16 protein-coding genes are annotated in these 17,869 nt (G+C 73.1%); 15 read left to right on the top strand and 1 reads right to left on the bottom strand.

All coding sequences use genetic code 11. The features are described 5' to 3' along the window. Positions 1-26 precede the first annotated feature (26 nt). Positions 27-578, bottom strand: coding sequence for a beta-class carbonic anhydrase (locus ACH4PU_RS24640; protein ID WP_398275915.1), 552 nt, complete (start codon positions 576-578; stop codon positions 27-29). Between the two features lie 426 nt (positions 579-1,004). Here ACH4PU_RS24640 and rsmH point away from each other — a divergent pair, with 426 nt between their 5' ends. The 15 genes from rsmH to ACH4PU_RS24565 all read left to right on the top strand — a co-directional run bounded on the left by rsmH (position 1,005) and on the right by ACH4PU_RS24565 (position 17,814). Then, positions 1,005-1,973 carry a 16S rRNA (cytosine(1402)-N(4))-methyltransferase RsmH gene (gene rsmH / locus ACH4PU_RS24635; RefSeq protein ID WP_185943605.1) on the top strand — a complete coding sequence of 323 codons (969 nt, stop codon included), beginning with the start codon at positions 1,005-1,007 and terminating at the stop codon, positions 1,971-1,973. Next, complete coding sequence (locus tag ACH4PU_RS24630) at positions 1,970-2,551, top strand: septum formation initiator family protein (protein WP_398275912.1); 582 nt, start codon at positions 1,970-1,972, stop codon at positions 2,549-2,551. Before rsmH ends, ACH4PU_RS24630 begins: the two co-directional genes overlap by 4 nt. Before the next feature lie 4 nt (positions 2,552-2,555). Further along, positions 2,556-4,460: a peptidoglycan D,D-transpeptidase FtsI family protein gene (locus ACH4PU_RS24625; RefSeq protein WP_398275909.1), complete on the top strand. Its 1,905-nt coding sequence runs from the start codon at positions 2,556-2,558 to the stop codon at positions 4,458-4,460. 37 nt (positions 4,461-4,497) lie between these two features. After that, positions 4,498-6,222: a UDP-N-acetylmuramoyl-L-alanyl-D-glutamate--2,6-diaminopimelate ligase gene (locus tag ACH4PU_RS24620; RefSeq protein WP_398276293.1), complete on the top strand. Its 1,725-nt coding sequence runs from the start codon at positions 4,498-4,500 to the stop codon at positions 6,220-6,222. 65 nt (positions 6,223-6,287) lie between these two features. Beyond that, complete coding sequence (murF, locus tag ACH4PU_RS24615) at positions 6,288-7,712, top strand: UDP-N-acetylmuramoyl-tripeptide--D-alanyl-D-alanine ligase (RefSeq protein ID WP_398275906.1); 1,425 nt, start codon at positions 6,288-6,290, stop codon at positions 7,710-7,712. After that, positions 7,709-8,773, top strand: a complete 1,065-nt coding sequence (gene mraY / locus ACH4PU_RS24610; RefSeq protein ID WP_004952655.1) for a phospho-N-acetylmuramoyl-pentapeptide-transferase — start codon at positions 7,709-7,711, stop codon at positions 8,771-8,773. Before murF ends, mraY begins: the two co-directional genes overlap by 4 nt. Continuing rightward, entirely contained in the window at positions 8,755-10,221 is a 1,467-nt protein-coding gene (murD, locus tag ACH4PU_RS24605; protein ID WP_398275901.1) for a UDP-N-acetylmuramoyl-L-alanine--D-glutamate ligase, read from the top strand. The genes mraY and murD overlap by 19 nt, the downstream gene beginning before the upstream one ends. Before the next feature lie 58 nt (positions 10,222-10,279). Continuing rightward, positions 10,280-11,701, top strand: a complete 1,422-nt coding sequence (ftsW, locus tag ACH4PU_RS24600; protein ID WP_398275898.1) for a putative lipid II flippase FtsW — start codon at positions 10,280-10,282, stop codon at positions 11,699-11,701. Positions 11,702-11,707: 6 nt separating this feature from the next. Beyond that, positions 11,708-12,799, top strand: coding sequence for an undecaprenyldiphospho-muramoylpentapeptide beta-N-acetylglucosaminyltransferase (gene murG, locus ACH4PU_RS24595; RefSeq protein WP_185943611.1), 1,092 nt, complete (start codon positions 11,708-11,710; stop codon positions 12,797-12,799). 24 nt (positions 12,800-12,823) lie between these two features. After that, a complete protein-coding gene (locus ACH4PU_RS24590) occupies positions 12,824-13,705 on the top strand; it encodes a cell division protein FtsQ/DivIB (protein WP_398275894.1) in 882 nt (293 codons plus the stop codon). A 240-nt stretch (positions 13,706-13,945) separates the two neighbouring features. Next, a complete protein-coding gene (gene ftsZ, locus ACH4PU_RS24585; RefSeq protein WP_004955836.1) occupies positions 13,946-15,184 on the top strand; it encodes a cell division protein FtsZ in 1,239 nt (412 codons plus the stop codon). 62 nt (positions 15,185-15,246) lie between these two features. Then, on the top strand, positions 15,247-15,999 hold the full coding sequence (gene pgeF, locus ACH4PU_RS24580) for a peptidoglycan editing factor PgeF (protein WP_398275891.1): 753 nt from the start codon (positions 15,247-15,249) through the stop codon (positions 15,997-15,999). After that, positions 15,996-16,727 (top strand): YggS family pyridoxal phosphate-dependent enzyme, encoded by a 732-nt coding sequence (locus tag ACH4PU_RS24575; RefSeq protein WP_398275888.1) that lies wholly within the window; start codon positions 15,996-15,998, stop codon positions 16,725-16,727. The genes pgeF and ACH4PU_RS24575 overlap by 4 nt, the downstream gene beginning before the upstream one ends. A gap of 118 nt (positions 16,728-16,845) precedes the next feature. Further along, positions 16,846-17,457, top strand: a complete 612-nt coding sequence (locus ACH4PU_RS24570) for a cell division protein SepF (RefSeq protein WP_004955830.1) — start codon at positions 16,846-16,848, stop codon at positions 17,455-17,457. A gap of 72 nt (positions 17,458-17,529) precedes the next feature. Further along, positions 17,530-17,814, top strand: coding sequence for a YggT family protein (locus ACH4PU_RS24565; protein WP_004955828.1), 285 nt, complete (start codon positions 17,530-17,532; stop codon positions 17,812-17,814). Positions 17,815-17,869: the final 55 nt, after the last annotated feature.

The following is a 17,869-nucleotide window of genomic DNA, read 5'->3' as shown; positions in this document are numbered from 1 at the left end:
AGCGCGGGCGGGCCCTTCGGTGCGGTTCAGGGCCGCGGGTCGATCTCCCGCAGCAGCCCGGTGGCCACGTCGAAGACGAACCCGCGGACGTCGTCCTTGTGCAGCAGGAACGGGGAGGTGCGCACCCGCTGCATGGACTGCCGGACGTCCTGGTCCAGGTCGCGGAACGCCTCCACCGCCCACGGCGGCCGCTGTCCGACCTCCTCCTCGATCTCGTGCCGGAAGTCCTCCGTCAGGTTCAGCAGGCCGCAGCCCGTGTGGTGGATGAGGACCACCGAACGGGTACCCAGGGCGCGCTGGCTGATGGTCAGGGACCGGATGATGTCGTCGGTGACGACACCGCCGGCGTTGCGGATGGTGTGGCAGTCGCCGAGCTCCAGGCCGAGCGCGGCGTGCAGGTCGATGCGGGCGTCCATGCAGGCGACGACCGCGACCTTGAGGACCGGCCGGGCGTCCATGCCCGGATCGGTGAACTCGGCTGCGTAGCGCGCGTTGGCCGCCACGAGACGGTCCGTGACCGTGGAGTGGCCGCCGTCGGCGCCGGAGGTGCTGGGGGGCGGAGACGCGGATATCGACATGTGCACGAAGGTAGTCGGCTACCGGCCCGTCGGCCCCCCGAAGAGGCGGGCAAACGCCGTCAACGCGGCCATCTGTGAGGCAAGCCACAGCCCGGAGGGGCGTGCGGCCGTCCGGGTGAGCCCGCCGCCGCGGCCCGTCCTCCGGCGCGCTGGCCGGTTGATTGACCGGGGGGACGAGTGGACTAAAGTGGCGCGAAGTGGGAGGCGAGCCGCTCCCCCGAACCGCCGGAACCCAGCGACCCAGCCGTACCAGGAAATCCGGAAACCCGCCACGTGCGCGATGTGTCCGTACCCCTCGGCCCCTTCCCGCTCCCCGGCCGTCCCGCGCCGCCCGCCGGCGCCGGGCCGGGCGGCGCACCCCCTTCGAGCGGGCGGGGACCCGGCGGTGCGTGCGCCCCGCGCCGTACCGCACTCCCAGAAGGGCGCATGAGCAGCAACGCGCGTCACGTCCCCGTCATGCTCCAGCGCTGCCTGGACATGCTCGCCCCCGCCCTCACGGAGCCCGGTGCCGTCGTCGTCGACTGCACGCTGGGCGCCGGGGGGCACAGCGAGGCGCTGCTCACCGCCTTCCCGGAGGCCCGGCTCGTCGCCCTCGACCGCGACCCCACCGCCCTCGCCCTGGCCGGCGGCCGGCTGGCCCCCTTCGGCGACCGCGCCACCCTCGTCCAGGCCGTCTACCACGAGCTCCCCGAGGTGCTGGAGCGGCTGGGCATCCCGCGCGTCCAGGGCGTCCTGTTCGACCTCGGCGTCTCGTCCATGCAGCTCGACGAGGCCGACCGCGGCTTCGCCTACGCGCAGGACGCGCCGCTCGACATGCGCATGGACCAGACGAAGGGCATCAGCGCCGCCGAGGTCCTCAACACCTACCCGCCCGGCGAACTCGTCCGCATCCTGCGGGCGTACGGCGAGGAGAAGCAGGCCCGGCGGATCGTCGAGGCGGTCGTCCGGGAGCGCGAGAAGGAGCCCTTCACCCGCAGCGCCCGGCTCGTCGAGCTGATCCGGGACGCGCTGCCGCAGGCCGCCAAGCGCACCGGCGGCAACCCGGCGAAGCGCACCTTCCAGGCGCTGCGCATCGAGGTCAACGGCGAACTGGCCAGCGTCGAACGGGCCATTCCGGCCGCCGTCAAGGCGCTCGCGGTGGGCGGCCGGATCGCGGTGCTGTCCTACCAGTCGCTGGAGGACCGCATCGTCAAGCAGGTCTTCGCGGCCGGCGCCGCCACCACCGCGCCCCCCGGCCTGCCCGTCGTCCCCGAGCGCTACCAGCCGCGGCTGAAGCTGCTCACCCGCGGCGCCGAACTGCCCACCGAGGAGGAGGTCGCCGAGAACCGGCGGGCCGCCCCCGCCCGGCTGCGCGGAGCGGAGCGCGTCCGCGAGGACGTGACGGACGCGCCATGACGGCCACCGCGCGCACCCGGGGCACCGCCGGCGGGAGCCGGCTCGGCCGGCTGCTGCCGGTCGGGACCGGCGGCGCGCGGCGCACCCCCTTCGTGCTGCTGGTCGTGGTGCTGCTCGGCTCCGGGCTGATCGGCCTGCTGCTGCTCAACTCGGCGCTCAACCAGGGCTCGTTCGAGCTCAGCAGGCTCCAGCGGAAGACCACCGAGCTGACCGACCGGCAGCAGGCCCTCCAGCAGGAGGTCGACCAGCTCGCCGCCCCCGACGCGCTGGAGCGCCGGGCCCGGGAGCTGGGCATGGTCCCCGGCGGCAGTCCCGCCTTCCTCAACCCCGACGGGACGGTCAGTGGCGTGCCCGCCCCCGCGCCCGAGGGGGGCGCGGCCCCCGGCGCCGACGGGCCGGACCCGGCCGCGTACCGGCCGCCGGCACCCGCGCCCGTACCGTCCCCCGTGCCGGCCCCGGGACCCCCGGCGGCCGAACCGGCCCCCTCGCCGGCACCCGCGGCATCCACAGCACCGGCCGCACCCACAGCACCCCTCGTACCCTCCGCACCTTCCCTCCCCGGACTCCCAGGCAGGTGACGTCGTGACGGCGCCCAGGCAGCAGCCCCGCCGCCCGGTTCCCGGGCCCGCCCGCCCCGCGGCCCGCCCGGCGCGCCCCCGCGTTGGCACCCGCCCGCTCCGCCTGGGCAATCCACGGCCCCGGCTCCGGCTGATCGGCCTCGGCCTCACCCTGGTGCTGCTGGTGTTCACCGTGCGGCTGCTCCAGGTGCAGGCCGTCGACGCCGACGCCTACGCCGCCCGCGCCAACGTCAACCGCTACATCCCCGTCACCCTGGCCGCCGAGCGCGGTGCCATCACCGACCGCAACGGCGTGAACCTGGCCACCACCGTCGACGCCTACGACATCACCGCCGCCCCCGACCTGCTCACCCCCGAGCACACCGGCCTCAAGAACGCCGCCCGCAAGGCCGCCGAGCTGCTGGCCCCGGTCCTGGGCGGGCCCGTCGACGAGGTGGAGGAGAAGCTCACCGCCAACCCGGCCTCCAAGTACGTGGTCCTGGCCCGGCAGCAGCCGCCCCAGGTCTGGGACCGGATCAGGGAGCTCAAGCAGGGGAAGGCCGCCCGCGTCCGCGGCAGGAACGGCGCCCTCAACCTGCTCACCGGCGTCAACCGCGAGGCGCACAGCAAGCGCGTGTACCCCAACGGCGACCTCGCCGCCGGGATACTGGGCTTCGTCAACGCCGACGGCAAGGGCGGCGGCGGGCTGGAGGCCCAGCTCAACACCGCGCTCGCCGGCAAGGACGGCAAGCGGGTCTACGCCCAGTCCGGCGGCCGGCAGGTGCCCACCGGCGACCTGAAGGAGCAGGCGGCCGTCCCCGGCTCGGACGTCGAGCTGACCCTCGACCGGGACATCCAGTGGGCCGCCCAGAGCGCCATCGCCGCCCAGGTCCGCGCGTCCGCCGCCGACCGCGGCTACGTCGTCGTCCAGGACTCCCGCAGCGGCGAGATCCTGGCCATGGCCAACGCCCCCGGCTACAACCCCAACGACCTCGCCCACGCCGACCGCGCCGCGCTGGGCAACGCCGCGCTCCAGGACGCCTACGAGCCCGGCAGCGTCAACAAGGTGATGACGATGGCCGCCGTCCTGGAGGAAGGCGTCGCCACCCCCGACACCCGGGTGGAGGTCCCCAACCGGCTGCCGCGCGCCGACCGGGCGTTCGCCGACGACATCGACCACGCCACCTGGCACCTCACCCTCAACGGGGTGCTCGCCAAGTCCAGCAACATCGGCACCATCCTGGCCAGCGAGCAGCTCGGCAAGACCCCCGAGGAGTCGGGCGCGGTCCTCTACTCGTACCTGCGCAAGTTCGGCCTCGGGCAGCCCACCGGCCTGGGCTTCCCGGGCGAGACGCCGGGCATCCTGGCCCCGGCGCGGGAGTGGAGCGCCTCCCAGCGCTACACCGTCCCGTTCGGCCAGGGCCTGTCCCTCAACGCCGTCCAGGCCGCCTCCGTCTACTCGACCATCGCCGGCGGCGGCGAACGCGTCCGGCCGACGCTGGTACGCGGCACCAAGGGCCCCGACGGGCGCTACCTCCCCGCGCCCGCCCCGCCCCGCACCCGGGTGATCAGCGAGAAGACCGCCAAGCAGCTGTCGGAGATGCTGGAGTCGGTCGTCGACGACCGGGACGGCACCGGGACCAAGGCGAAGATCCCCGGCTACCGGGTGGCCGGCAAGACCGGCACGTCCAACCGGGTGGATCCGCGCACCGGCCGCTACCACGGCTACACCGCCTCCTTCGCCGGCTTCGCCCCCGCCGACCAGCCCCGCGTCACCGTCTACTGCGCCATCCAGAACCCCACCCGGGGCAGCTACTTCGGCGGCCAGATCTGCGGACCGGTGTTCCAGCAGGTCATGTCCTTCGCGCTGAAGACGCTCCAGGTGCCGCCCTCCGGCAGCGGGCCGCCCCGGCTGCCCGTGGAGTACTGACGGTGCCGCCGCGCCGTGCCACCGGGGCGTGCCGACTGTGACGCACGGCACGTCGGAACCGGGGAACCGCGGCCCGGCGCGCCCCTCGCTTCGCGACGGGCCGGGTGCGCCCGGTACGCTCACCGCCGTGCCCCACGCTGATCAGTCCCCAGCCACCACCCCGGAACCCACCGCTCCGGGAGCGCCCCGCCCCACCCGGGTCCGGCCCGTGCCGCTCACGGAGCTCGCCGGTCAGCTGGGCGTCCGCGCCCCGGGGAGCCCGGCGTCCGAGGTCACCGGCATCACGCACGACTCCCGTGCCGTCCGCCCCGGTGACCTCTACGCGGCCCTGCCCGGCGCCCGGTTCCACGGCGCCGCCTTCAGCGAGCAGGCGGCGAAGCTCGGCGCCGCGGCCGTGCTGACCGACCCGGCGGGCGCCGAGCGCGCCGCCGCGACCGGCCTGCCGGTCCTGGTCGTCGACGACCCGCGCGGCCGGATGGGCGCCCTCGCGGCCGCCGTCTACGGCGAGCCCGGCCGGGACCTGCTGCGCATCGGCATCACGGGCACCTCCGGCAAGACCACCACCGCGTACCTCATCGAGGGTGGCCTGCGCGCCTGGGAGCGCTCCCGCGCCACCGGCGACCGCCCAGCGGCCCTCACCGGCCTGATCGGCACCGTCGAGTCCCGCATCGGCGACGAGCGCGTGAAGTCCGAGCGCACCACCCCCGAGGCCACCGACCTCCAGGCCCTGTTCGCCGTGATGCGCGAGAAGGGCGTCCACTCGGTGGCCATGGAGGTCTCCAGCCACGCGCTGGTGCTCGGCCGGGTCGACGGCTGCGTCTTCGACGTCGCCGTCTTCAACAACCTCAGCCCGGAGCACATGGAGTTCCACTCCGACATGGAGGACTACTTCCGGGCCAAGGCCGAGCTCTTCACCAAGGAGCGCAGCCGGATCGGCGTGGTCAACCTCGACGACGCGTACGGCCGCCGGCTCGCCGGGGGCGAGTCCGAGGTCCCCGTCGTCACCTTCTCCGCCGCGGGCAGCCCGGACGCCGACTGGCGCGCGGTGGACGTCGAGAGCGGCCTGTTCGACTCCACGTTCACCATCGAGGGCCCCGACGGCGTCTCCGTCCCCGGTCGTTCACCGCTGGCCGGCCCGTTCAACGTCGCCAACGCGCTCGCCGCCGTCGTGGCGCTGGTCGCCGCCGGCGCCGACCCGCGGACCGCCGCGGACGGCGTCGCCGCCGTCGCCGGCGTCCCCGGCCGGCTGGAGCGCGTCGACGCCGGGCAGGGCTACCTCGCCGTCGTCGACTACGCCCACAAGACGGACGCCGTCGAATCGGTTCTCCGCGCCCTGCGCAAGGTCACCCCCGGCCGCATCCACGCCGTCCTCGGCTGCGGCGGCGACCGGGACACCACCAAGCGCGCCCCGATGGGCGCCGCGCTGGCCCGGCTCGCCGACACCGCCGTCCTGACCTCCGACAACCCCCGCTCCGAGGATCCCCTCGCGATCCTCGCCACCATGCTCGCGGGCGCCGCCGAGGTGCCCGCCGCCGAGCGCGGCGCCGTCCTGCTCATGGAGGACCGCGCCGCCGCCATCGCCGCCGCCGTCGCCCGCGCCGAGCCCGGAGACACCGTCCTCGTCCTGGGCAAGGGCCACGAGCAGGGCCAGGACATCGCCGGAGTGGTACGCCCCTTCGACGACCGCCAGGTGCTGCGCGAGGCCATCGAGCGCGGCACCGGTACCCACGCGGTCACCAAGCACCGGAACGACCAGGGATGACAGACCGCCATGCGCGCACAAACCTCCCCCCGGAAGCCCGACCGAACGGCTGGAGGTGACCCCAGGTGATCCCCCTGTCCCTCGCCGAGATCACCGCCCTCGTCGGCGGGCGGCAGCACGACATACCGGACCCGGACGCCCTGGCCACCGGCCCGGTCGTCTACGACTCCCGTGAGGTCGTCCCCGGCGGCCTGTTCGCGGCCTTCGCCGGGGAGCACGTCGACGGGCACGACTACGCCGGACGCGCCATCGAGGCCGGGGCGGTCGCCGTACTGGCCACCCGTCCCGTCGGCGTACCCGCCATCGTCGTCCCGGACGTCGTCGCAGCCCTCGGGGCCCTGGCCCGCGCCGTCGTGGAGCGCCTGGGCGCCACCGTCGTCGGCCTGACCGGCTCCGCCGGGAAGACCAGCACCAAGGACCTGATCGGGCAGCTCCTGGGCCGCCTGGGACCGACGGTGTGCCCGGCCGGCAACCTCAACAACGAGATCGGCCTCCCGGTGACCGCCCTGCGCGCCACCGAGGAGACCCGCCACCTCGTCCTGGAGATGGGCGCCCGCGGCGTCGGCCACATCCGCTACCTCGCCGAGCTCACCCCGCCGCGCATCGGCCTCGTGCTCAACGTCGGCACCGCGCACATCGGCGAGTTCGGCGGCCGGGAGCGGATCGCGCTGGCCAAGGGCGAGCTGGTCGAGGCGCTGCCGTCGGCGGCCGAGGGCGGCGTCGCCGTGCTCAACGCCGACGACCCGCTGGTCCGCGCGATGACCGCGCGCACCAAGGCCCGTACGGTGCTGTTCGGCGAGGCCGCCGACGCCGACGTACGGGCGGAGGGCGTCCGCCTCACCCCGGACGGCCGGCCCGCCTTCACGCTGCACACCCCCACCGGGTGCGCCGAGGTGACCATGCGGCTGTACGGTGAGCACCACGTGTCGAACGCGCTCGCCGCCGCCGCCGTCGCCCACGAGCTGGGCATGCCCGTGCAGGAGATCGCCTCCGCGCTCTCCGAGGCGGGCCAGCTCTCCCGCTGGCGGATGGAGGTCACCGAGCGCGCGGACGGCGTGACGATCGTCAACGACGCCTACAACGCGAACCCCGAGTCCATGAAGGCCGCGCTCCGCGCGCTGGCCGCCATGGGCGAGACCGCCAGGGCGCGGGGGGGCCGCACGTGGGCGGTGCTCGGCCAGATGGCGGAGCTCGGCGAGGAGTCGCTCGCCGAGCACGACGCGGTCGGACGGCTGGCCGTCCGGCTCAACGTCAGCAAGCTCGTGGCAGTCGGGGACAGGGAAGCGGCCTGGCTGTGCATGGGCGCCTACAACGAGGGTTCGTGGGGTGAGGAGTCGGTGCACGTGTCCGACGTGCGGGCGGCGGTCGACCTGTTGCGCAGCGAGCTGCGTCCGGGGGACGTCGTCCTGGTGAAGGGGTCCCGGTCGGTCGGGCTGGAGCGGGTCGCGGAACAGCTGCTCGCGGGTGAGGGCGAGGTCACCGGTCGATGAACCAGATCCTTGTCGCGGGAGTCGTCGGACTCTTCCTGACGCTGATCGGCACTCCGCTGCTGATCAAGTTCCTCGCCCGCAAGGGCTACGGCCAGTTCATCCGGGACGACGGCCCGCGCGGCCACGCCGGGAAGAAGGGCACGCCCACCATGGGTGGCATCGCCTTCATCCTGGCCACCCTGGTCGCGTACGCCGTCACCAAGGTGGCGACCAGCAGCAAGCCGACCACCTCCGGTCTGCTGGTGCTGTTCCTGACCGCCGGCATGGGCCTGGTCGGCTTCCTCGACGACTACATCAAGATCGTCAAGCAGCGCAGCCTCGGTCTGCGGGCCAAGGCCAAGATGGCCGGTCAGCTGATCGTCGGCATCGCGTTCGCGGTGCTGGCCCTGCAGTTCGCGGACACCCGCGGCCAGACCCCGGCCTCCACCCGGCTGTCGTTCACCCAGGACTTCGGCTGGGCGCTGGGTCCGGTGATCTTCGTGGTCTGGGCGCTGTTCATGATCCTCGCGATGTCGAACGGCGTGAACCTCACCGACGGCCTCGACGGCCTCGCCACCGGCGCCTCGGTGATGGTCTTCGGCGCGTACGTGTTCATCGGCACCTGGCAGCACGGCCAGTCCTGCGGCAACCCGCTGACCGCGGGCGCCGCCTGTTACGAGGTCAGAGACCCACTCGACCTCGCCGTCGTCGCCTCCGCGCTGATGGGCTCGTGCTTCGGCTTCCTCTGGTGGAACACCTCGCCCGCCAAGATCTTCATGGGCGACACCGGCTCGCTCGCCCTCGGCGGCGCGCTGGCGGGACTGGCCATCTGCTCCCGCACCGAGCTCCTCATCGCCGTGCTCGGCGGTCTGTTCGTCCTCATCACCATGTCCGTGGTGATCCAGGTCGGCTCGTTCCGCCTCACCGGGAAGCGCGTCTTCCGGATGGCCCCGCTCCAGCACCACTTCGAACTCAAGGGGTGGAGCGAAGTCCTCGTGGTGGTCCGCTTCTGGATCATCCAGGGCCTGTGCGTGGCCGTCGGCCTCGGAATCTTCTACGCGGGATGGCTGGCCATCAAGTGACCACCTCGGAATTCCACGGCAAGCACATCACCGTCGCCGGCCTCGGCGTGAGCGGCGTCAGCGCCGCCCGCGCCCTGGCCGGCCTCGGCGCCCGGGTCACCGTCGTCGACGGCGGTGACGGCGAGGCCCTGCGCGAGCGCGCGGCCGGCCTCGGCGACGCCGTCACCGTCCGGCTGAACGACGCCGACACCCTCCCCGAGGGCACCGACCTCGTCGTCACCTCGCCCGGCTGGCGCCCGGACAGCCCGCTGTTCACCGCCGCCGCCGAGGCCGGCGTCGACGTCGTCGGCGACGTCGAGATCGCCTGGCGGCTGCGCGGTGAAGGCGCGCCCCCCTGGCTCGCCGTCACCGGCACCAACGGCAAGACGACGACCGTCCGGATGCTCGCCTCCATCCTGGAGGCCGCCGGCCTGCGCACCGCCGCCGTCGGCAACATCGGCACCCCCATCGTCGACGTGGTGCTCTCGCAGGAGCCCTACGACGTCCTGGCCGTCGAGCTCTCCAGCTACCAGCTGCACTGGGCGCCCTCGCTGCGCGCCCACTCCGCGGCCGTCCTCAACCTGGCCCCGGACCACCTCGACTGGCACGGCTCCATGAAGGCGTACGCCGCCGACAAGGGCCGGGTCTACGAGGGCAACCGGATCGCCTGCGTCTACAACACCGCCGACCCGCGCACCGAGCAGCTGGTCCGCGACGCCGACGTCGAGGAGGGCTGCCGCGCCATCGGCTTCACCCTCGGCGCCCCCGGCCTCTCCGAACTCGGCGTGGTGGACGGCATCCTCGTCGACCGTGCGTTCGTCGCCGACCGGCAGCGCAACGCGCAGGAGCTCGCCGAGGTCTCCGACATCCACCCGCCGGCGCCGCACAACATCGCCAACGCCCTGGCCGCCGCCGCCCTGGCGCGCGCCTTCGGCGTGGAGCCCAAGGCCGTCCGCGACGGCCTGCGCGCCTTCCGGCCGGACGCCCACCGCATCGCCCACGTCGCCGACGTGGCCGGGGTGGCGTACGTGGACGACTCCAAGGCCACCAACACCCACGCCGCCGAGGCGTCCCTGGCCGCCTACGGGTCCGTGGTGTGGATCGCGGGCGGCCTCGCCAAGGGCGCGACCTTCGACGACCTGGTCACCGGCGCCGCCGGGCGGCTGCGCGGCGCCGTCCTGCTCGGGGCCGACCGGGCCCTGATCAAGGAGGCGCTGGCACGACACGCCCCGGATGTCCCGGTGGTGGACCTCGACCGGACCGACACTGGGGCGATGGCCGAGGCCGTCCGGGAGGCGGCCCGGCTCGCCGCCCCCGGCGATACGGTCCTGCTGGCCCCGGCCTGCGCGTCGATGGACATGTTCACCCACTACGGCGAGCGGGGCGAGGCGTTCGCGGCGGCGGTCCGGGAGCTGGCCGACGAGGCCGGGCCCGGGGAGTCCGCCGGCGGCCGCGCCACGGACAACTAGCCGCCACGGCCCCGCGCCGCGGGCCGGGCGGCCCGGAACAGCAGCGGAGGGGACCCGGATGCACGCCGACCACGTCCACGCCACCGCGGGGCCGCCCGGCGCCTGGACGGCCCTGCGCGGGCCCTCCGCGCGCCCCCGGTCCGCCCGCCCGTCCGGTGCCACCCCGGCCCGCGGGGCGGCGGGCAGACGCCCGGCCACGGGCTCCCCGCGCGGCGGCCCGCCGCGCGGCCGGCTCCCCGGCGGCCCGGGCGGGCTGCGTACGCTGCACGCCCGCGCCCGCCGCGCCTGGGACCGGCCCCTGACGGCGTACTACCTCGTCCTCGGCGGCTCGCTGCTGATCACCGTGCTGGGCCTGGTGATGGTCTACTCGGCCTCCCAGATCAAGGCCCTGCAGAACGGGCTGGCCCCCACCTACTTCTTCCGCAAGCAGCTGCTCGCCGCCGCCATCGGCACCGTCCTGCTGCTGGTGGCCGCCCGGCTGCCGGTGAAGGTGCTGCGGGCGCTCGCCTACCCGCTGCTCGCCGTCTCGGCCTTCCTGCTCGTCCTGGTCCAGGTGCCCGGCATCGGCGAGACCATCAACGGCAACACCAACTGGATCTCCCTCGGCGGCCCCTTCCAGGCCCAGCCCAGCGAGTTCGCCAAGCTGGCCCTGGTGCTCTGGGGCGCCGACCTGCTGGCCCGCAAGCAGCACAAGAAGCTGCTCACCCAGTGGAAGCACCTCCTGGTGCCGCTGGTGCCCGTCACCTTCGTCCTGCTCGGCCTGATCATGGTCGGCGGCGACATGGGCACCACCGTGGTGCTCACCTTCGTCCTGTTCGGCCTGCTCTGGGTGGCCGGCGCCCCCACCCGGCTGTTCGCCGGGGTGATCGGTGTCACAGGCGCGCTCGCCGTCCTGTTCATCAAGACCAGCGCCAACCGGATGTCCCGCCTGGACTGCATCGGCGCCACCGACCCGGGCGCCAACGACCAGTGCTGGCAGGCCGTGCACGGAATCTACGCCCTGGCCAACGGCGGCTGGTTCGGTGCCGGACTGGGTGCCAGCGTCGAAAAATGGGGCGAACTGCCCGAGCCCCACACCGACTTCATCTTCGCGATCACCGGCGAGGAGCTGGGCCTGGCGGGGACGCTGTCGGTCCTCGCCCTCTTCGCGGCTCTAGGCTATGCGGGTATCCGCGTGGCCGGACGCACGGAGGACCCCTTCGTGAGGTACGCCGCGGGAGCGGTGACCACCTGGATCACGGCCCAGGCCGTGGTCAACATCGGTGCGGTGCTCGGCCTGCTGCCGATCGCCGGTGTGCCGCTCCCGCTGTTCTCCTACGGAGGGTCCGCCCTGCTGCCGACCATGTTCGCCATCGGGCTCCTGATCGCCTTCGCGCGCGACGAACCCGGTGCGCGGGCGGCGCTGGCCATGCGGCAGCCTGGGGTGAGATGGAAGACGATGAGACGGCGCGTCAAGAAGCGGCCGTCCGGAGAGCGGTGAATTTCGGTGCATGTCGTACTCGCCGGCGGGGGGACCGCCGGCCACATCGAGCCCGCGCTCGCCCTCGCGGACGCCCTGCGCAGGCAGGACCCGACCGTGGGGATCACGGCGCTCGGCACGGAGCGCGGGCTGGAGACCCGGCTCGTGCCCGAGCGGGGCTATGAGCTGGGCCTGATCCCGGCGGTGCCGCTGCCCCGCAAGCCCACGCCCGAGCTGATCACCGTGCCCGGGCGGCTGCGCGGCACCATCAAGGCCGCCGAGCAGATCCTGGAGCGCACCAAGGCCGACTGCGTGGTCGGCTTCGGCGGCTATGTGGCGCTCCCCGGCTACCTGGCCGCCAAGCGGCTCGGTGTGCCGATCATCGTCCACGAGGCCAACGCCCGCCCCGGCCTGGCCAACAAGATCGGCTCGCGCTACGCGGCCGGCGTCGCGGTGTCCACCCCGGACAGCAAGCTGCGCAACGCCCGTTACGTGGGCATCCCGCTGCGCCGCACGATCGCCACCCTGGACCGGGCGGCCCTGCGCTGGGAGGCCCGCGCCGCGTTCGGCCTGGAGCCGAACATGCCGACCCTGCTGGTCTCGGGCGGCTCCCAGGGCGCCCGCCGGCTGAACGAGGTCGTCCAGGCGGTCGCCCCGTCGCTGCAGCGCTCGGGCATCCAGATCCTGCACGCGGTCGGCCCGAAGAACGACGTGCCGCATGTGGACAACATGCCCGGTATGCCGCCTTACATCCCGGTATCGTATGTGGACCGCATGGACCTCGCGTACGCCGCGGCCGACATGATGCTCTGCCGCGCGGGCGCGATGACCGTCGCCGAACTCTCCGCCGTCGGGCTCCCGGCCGCCTACGTCCCGCTGCCCATCGGCAACGGCGAACAGCGGCTCAACGCCCAGCCGGTGGTCAAGGCGGGCGGCGGACTGCTGGTCGACGACGCCGAGCTGAGCCCGGAGTGGATCCACCACAACGTGCTCCCGGTCCTCAGCGACCCGCAGCGGCTGTACGACATGTCCCGCGCCGCCGCCGAGTTCGGCCGCCGGGACGCCGACGAGCTGCTCGTCGGCATGGTCTACGAGGCGATCGCCGCCCGCAGGGGCTGACGTCGCGGCAGGAGGCTGGGAAGCGTGGCCGGACCGACGACCGCCCGGCGCGGTGACGAACGGAACCGTAAGCCGAAGCGGAAGTCGCCGGCCGGCTCCTCCCAGGCTCCCAAGAACGGCGGCAAGGGCGGGAAAGCGGGCGGAAAGTCCAAGTCCGCCGGAGCGGCGGGGGCCCGCACGGGCCTCCGCCGCCTGCTGCCGGGAAGCCGCCCCCGCCTGATCCTCTGGGTCCTCGCGGTGGCCCTCGCGGGCGCCGGCGCCGGCTGGGTCCTCTACGGCTCCGGCTGGTTGCGCGCCACCCGCGTGGACGTGGACGGCGTCGAGGTGCTCTCCGCCGCCGAGGTGCGCGAGGCCGCGGCCGTCCCGCTCGGCGACCCGCTGATCTCCGTCGACACCGACGCCATCGCCGCCCGGCTGCGCGAACGGCTGCCCCGGATCGAGTCCGTCGACGTCTCCCGGGACTGGCCGCACGGCGTCGCCGTCGAGGTGACGGAGCGCCAGCCGCGGGCGATCGTCGAGAAGGACGGGAAGTTCGTCGAGATCGACGGCTCGGGAGTGCGGTTCGCCACAGTCGACCGGCCGCCCGCCAAGGTGCCGCGGCTGGTGATGGAGGCCCCGGCGGACGCCCCGAGCACCCGCCGGTTCGGGCGCCCCCGCCTCGAACGCGAGGGCGTGCGCGCCGCCGCCGCGCTCCCGTCCGACGTCCGCCGCGACACCCGCGTGATCCGGGTACGCTCATACGATTCGATCATCATGGAGCTGACGGGTGGTCGGACCGTCGTCTGGGGCAGCGGTGAACGGGGTGACGCGAAGGCCCGTTCGCTCACCGCCCTGATGAAGGCGGCGCACGGGGCGGACCACTTCGACGTGAGCGCCCCGGGCGCCCCTGCCGCGTCGGGGAGTTGACGGCGGCCGGGAGCTGGCAGCACCCTGGTTGGCTACGCCTATGGGTGATCACATAGGGTGAAAAGAAAAACGGGAGGTTCGGCGTGTTCGTTGAACACGCGCCACTTGTCGACTTAGTGTCCTGTTCCGAGAACCCAGGGAACAGTGGCACGGGTAACCCTAAACTTCAACGTTAGGGTTCGGGTTGGCATTGCGAACCGTCCCCCAGGCATACGTAACTCGAGGCGAGAGGCCTTCGACGTGGCAGCACCGCAGAACTACCTCGCAGTCATCAAGGTCGTCGGTATCGGCGGCGGTGGCGTCAACGCCATCAACCGGATGATCGAGGTCGGTCTCAAGGGCGTCGAGTTCATCGCGATCAACACCGATGCACAGGCCCTGCTGATGAGCGACGCCGACGTCAAGCTCGACGTCGGCCGGGAGCTCACCCGGGGTCTCGGCGCCGGCGCGAACCCGGACGTCGGCCGCAAGGCCGCCGAGGACCACCGCGAGGAGATCGAGGAGGTCCTCAAGGGGGCCGACATGGTCTTCGTGACCGCGGGCGAGGGCGGCGGCACCGGCACCGGCGGCGCGCCCGTCGTCGCCAACATCGCCCGCTCGCTGGGCGCCCTGACGATCGGTGTGGTCACCCGCCCGTTCACCTTCGAGGGCCGCCGCCGGGCCAACCAGGCCGAGGACGGCATCGCCAGCCTCCGCGACGAGGTCGACACCCTCATCGTCATCCCCAACGACCGGCTGCTGTCCATCTCGGACCGCCAGGTGAGCGTGCTCGACGCGTTCAAGTCGGCGGACCAGGTGCTGCTGTCGGGTGTTCAGGGCATCACCGACCTCATCACCACCCCGGGCCTCATCAACCTGGACTTCGCGGACGTCAAGTCCGTGATGTCGGAGGCCGGTTCCGCGCTGATGGGCATCGGCTCGGCGCGCGGCGACGACCGCGCGGTGGCCGCGGCCGAGATGGCCATCTCCTCGCCGCTGCTGGAGGCGTCCATCGACGGCGCCCGCGGCGTCCTGCTCTCCATCTCCGGCGGCTCCGACCTCGGTCTCTTCGAGATCAACGAGGCGGCCCAGCTGGTCAGCGAGGCGGCCCACCCCGAGGCGAACATCATCTTCGGTGCCGTCATCGACGACGCCCTGGGCGACGAGGTCCGCGTCACCGTCATCGCCGCCGGCTTCGACGGCGGCCAGCCGCCGGCCAAGGGCAGCCGCGACAAGGTGCTCGGCTCCTCCTACGGCCGCGAGGAGACCCCCGCCGCGCCGGCGCCGGCCGTGAGCCGCACCGAGCGGCCGGCCGAGCCGGTCCGCCCCTCGTTCGGCGGTCTCGGCAACGTCACCCCGCGGACCGAGGAGCCGGTCCCGGACCCGGTGCCGGTCGCCGAGGTCCCGCCGCCCCCGGTCGCCTCCCCGCAGGTGCCGCCGGCCCGTCCGTACCAGGACTCGACCGCCGAGGAACTGGACGTTCCCGACTTCCTGAAGTGACCGGGCAGGACGTGACCCCGGTGATAGGAAACCCGGCCCCGGACACCCGGGGACGGCCACACGTGGCACACGCGAGCGGCGCGCACTTCGCCTTCACCGACCGGTGGGGCGGGGTGAGCGCCGCTCCGTATGCGGAGCTCAACCTGGGCGGCGCGGTCGGCGACGACCCGGCCGCGGTCCGGGCCAACCGGGAGCGGGCGGCCCGGTCGCTGGGCATCGACCCGGCGGCGGTCGTCTGGATGCATCAGGTGCACGGCAAGGACGTGGCCGTGGTCGACGGACCGTGGCGCGCCGGGGACGAGATCCCCGCGGTGGACGCGGTGGTGACGGACCGCCGGGGGCTCGCCCTCGCGGTGCTGACCGCCGACTGCACCCCCGTCCTGCTGGCCGACCCGGTCGCCGGGATCGCGGGCGCGGCCCACGCCGGCCGCCCCGGCCTGGTCGCCGGGGTGGTGCCCGCGGTGGTCGAGGCGATGACCGGACTCGGCGCCGACCCGGCCCGGACGCTCGCGTGGATCGGCCCGTCGGTCTGCGGCGGCTGCTACGAGGTGCCGGAGGCCATGCGGGCCGACGTCACCGCGGTGGTGCCCGAGGCGTGGGCCACCACCCGGTGGGGCACCCCGGCCGTGGACGTGGCCGCCGGGGTCCGCGCGCAACTCGGCCGAATGGGCGTCAGCCTCGCGGGGCAGTCGGACGTTTGCACGATGGAATCGGCGGACCACTTCTCCTACCGGCGCGACCGCGTGACCGGACGGCTCGCCAGTTATGTGTGGCTCGGCGACGACCGTGCCGGGGAAGGAGGGGACGGCCGATGACGGACCGCAGGACGCGACTGGCCGGCAACCTCGCCCGGGTGGAGGAACGTATCGCCGACGCCTGTGCGGCGGTGGGCCGAAAGCGTGAAGAGGTGACCCTGATCGTGGTCACCAAGACCTATCCCGCGAGCGACGTCCGGCTGCTCGCGGAACTGGGGGTCCGTCACGTCGCCGAGAACCGCGACCAGGACGCGGCGCCGAAAGCCGCGGAATGCGCGGATCTGCCGCTCACCTGGCACTTCGTCGGTCAATTGCAGACAAACAAAGTGAAAAGCGTGGTGAATTATGCAGACGTGGTGCACTCCATTGACCGGTTGAGATTGGTCACCGCGCTTTCCGCCGCCGCGGTACGGAAAGGCCGGGGTCCCGGACGGGAAATCGGCTGTCTGATCCAGGTGGCCCTCGACGCGGAGACGGGCGACGGCCCCGGCCGCGGCGGCGTCGCGCCGGACGGGGTGGCGGCCCTCGCCGACGCCCTGGCCGAGGCCGACGGGCTGCGCCCGGCGGGCCTGATGACGGTCGCTCCGCTGGCCGGGCCCTATGCGGGCCGCCCCCGGGCGGCCTTCGAGCGGCTGCGGGAAATCGCAACGGACCTGCGCGCGGCGCATCCGGCTGCGAACATGGTGTCCGCGGGAATGAGCGCGGATCTGGAGGACGCCGTGGCGGCGGGTGCGACACATGTACGCGTCGGCACAGCGGTACTCGGAGACCGACCCGGCCTCGGGTAACGTCGCCAAGAGTCGGACCACAGCACAAAATATGGTCATTCCCGTCAAAAGACGGGCGGACCAAGTGGATCCAGCGCCGTTGAGGAGCCGATCCACCACAGAGCGGAGGACGCAGAGAATGGCCGGCGCGATGCGCAAGATGGCGGTCTACCTCGGCCTCGTGGAGGACGATGGGTACGACGGCCGGGGATTCGATCCCGATGACGAGTTCGAGCCCGAGCCGGAGCCCGACCGGCGCCGGCAGCAGCACCAGCAACACCAGGCTCAGCAGACGCAACCGGACGAACCGGTACGGGTCGCCCAGCCTCCGGCACAGCGCGAACCGGCTCCGCTGACAGCGGAAACGGGACGACCCGCCCGAATCGCCCCCGTGTCGTCCATCACACCCGAACGCCACTCCCTGGAGAAGAACGCACCGGTGATCATGCCCAAAGTCGTGTCCGAGCGGGAGCCTTACCGCATCACGACATTGCACCCTCGGACCTACAACGAGGCCCGTACCATCGGGGAACACTTCCGTGAAGGCACCCCGGTGATCATGAATCTGACCGAGATGGACGACACCGACGCGAAGCGACTTGTCGACTTCGCCGCCGGTCTGGTCTTCGGCCTCCACGGCAGCATCGAACGGGTGACGCAGAAGGTGTTCCTGCTGTCTCCTGCTAACGTCGATGTCACGGCGGAGGACAAGGCCCGCATCGCAGAGGGCGGGTTCTTCAACCAGAGCTAGAGACGCACAATCAGGCAATGCCGGTGAGAGACGGTCAATAGGCCGGGCACAAGGGGAGAGGGAAGCGCGAGGATGGACATCGCACGGCAGGTGGTCTACATCGCGCTGTACGTCTTCCTCATCGTGCTCATCTTCCGGTTGGTGATGGATTACGTCTTCCAGTTCGCCCGCTCGTGGCAACCCGGTAAGGCGATGGTGGTCGTCCTTGAGGCCACCTACACTGTCACCGATCCGCCACTCAAGCTTCTGCGGCGGTTCATCCCGCCGCTGCGTCTCGGGGGCGTGGCGCTCGACCTGTCCTTCTTCGTACTGATGATCATCGTCTACATCCTGATCACCGTCGTGGAGCGGCTGTGAACGCGGCTGTGAACGATACGGTCTTGCCGATTGCCGACGACTACGTTGAGGTGAA

The sequence above is a fragment of the Streptomyces sp. NPDC021100 genome (assembly GCF_044333095.1).
Lineage (GTDB): Bacteria > Actinomycetota > Actinomycetes > Streptomycetales > Streptomycetaceae > Streptomyces.
Note: the sequence above shows the minus strand (reverse complement) of the source record. Positions and strands in the feature narration are given on the sequence as shown.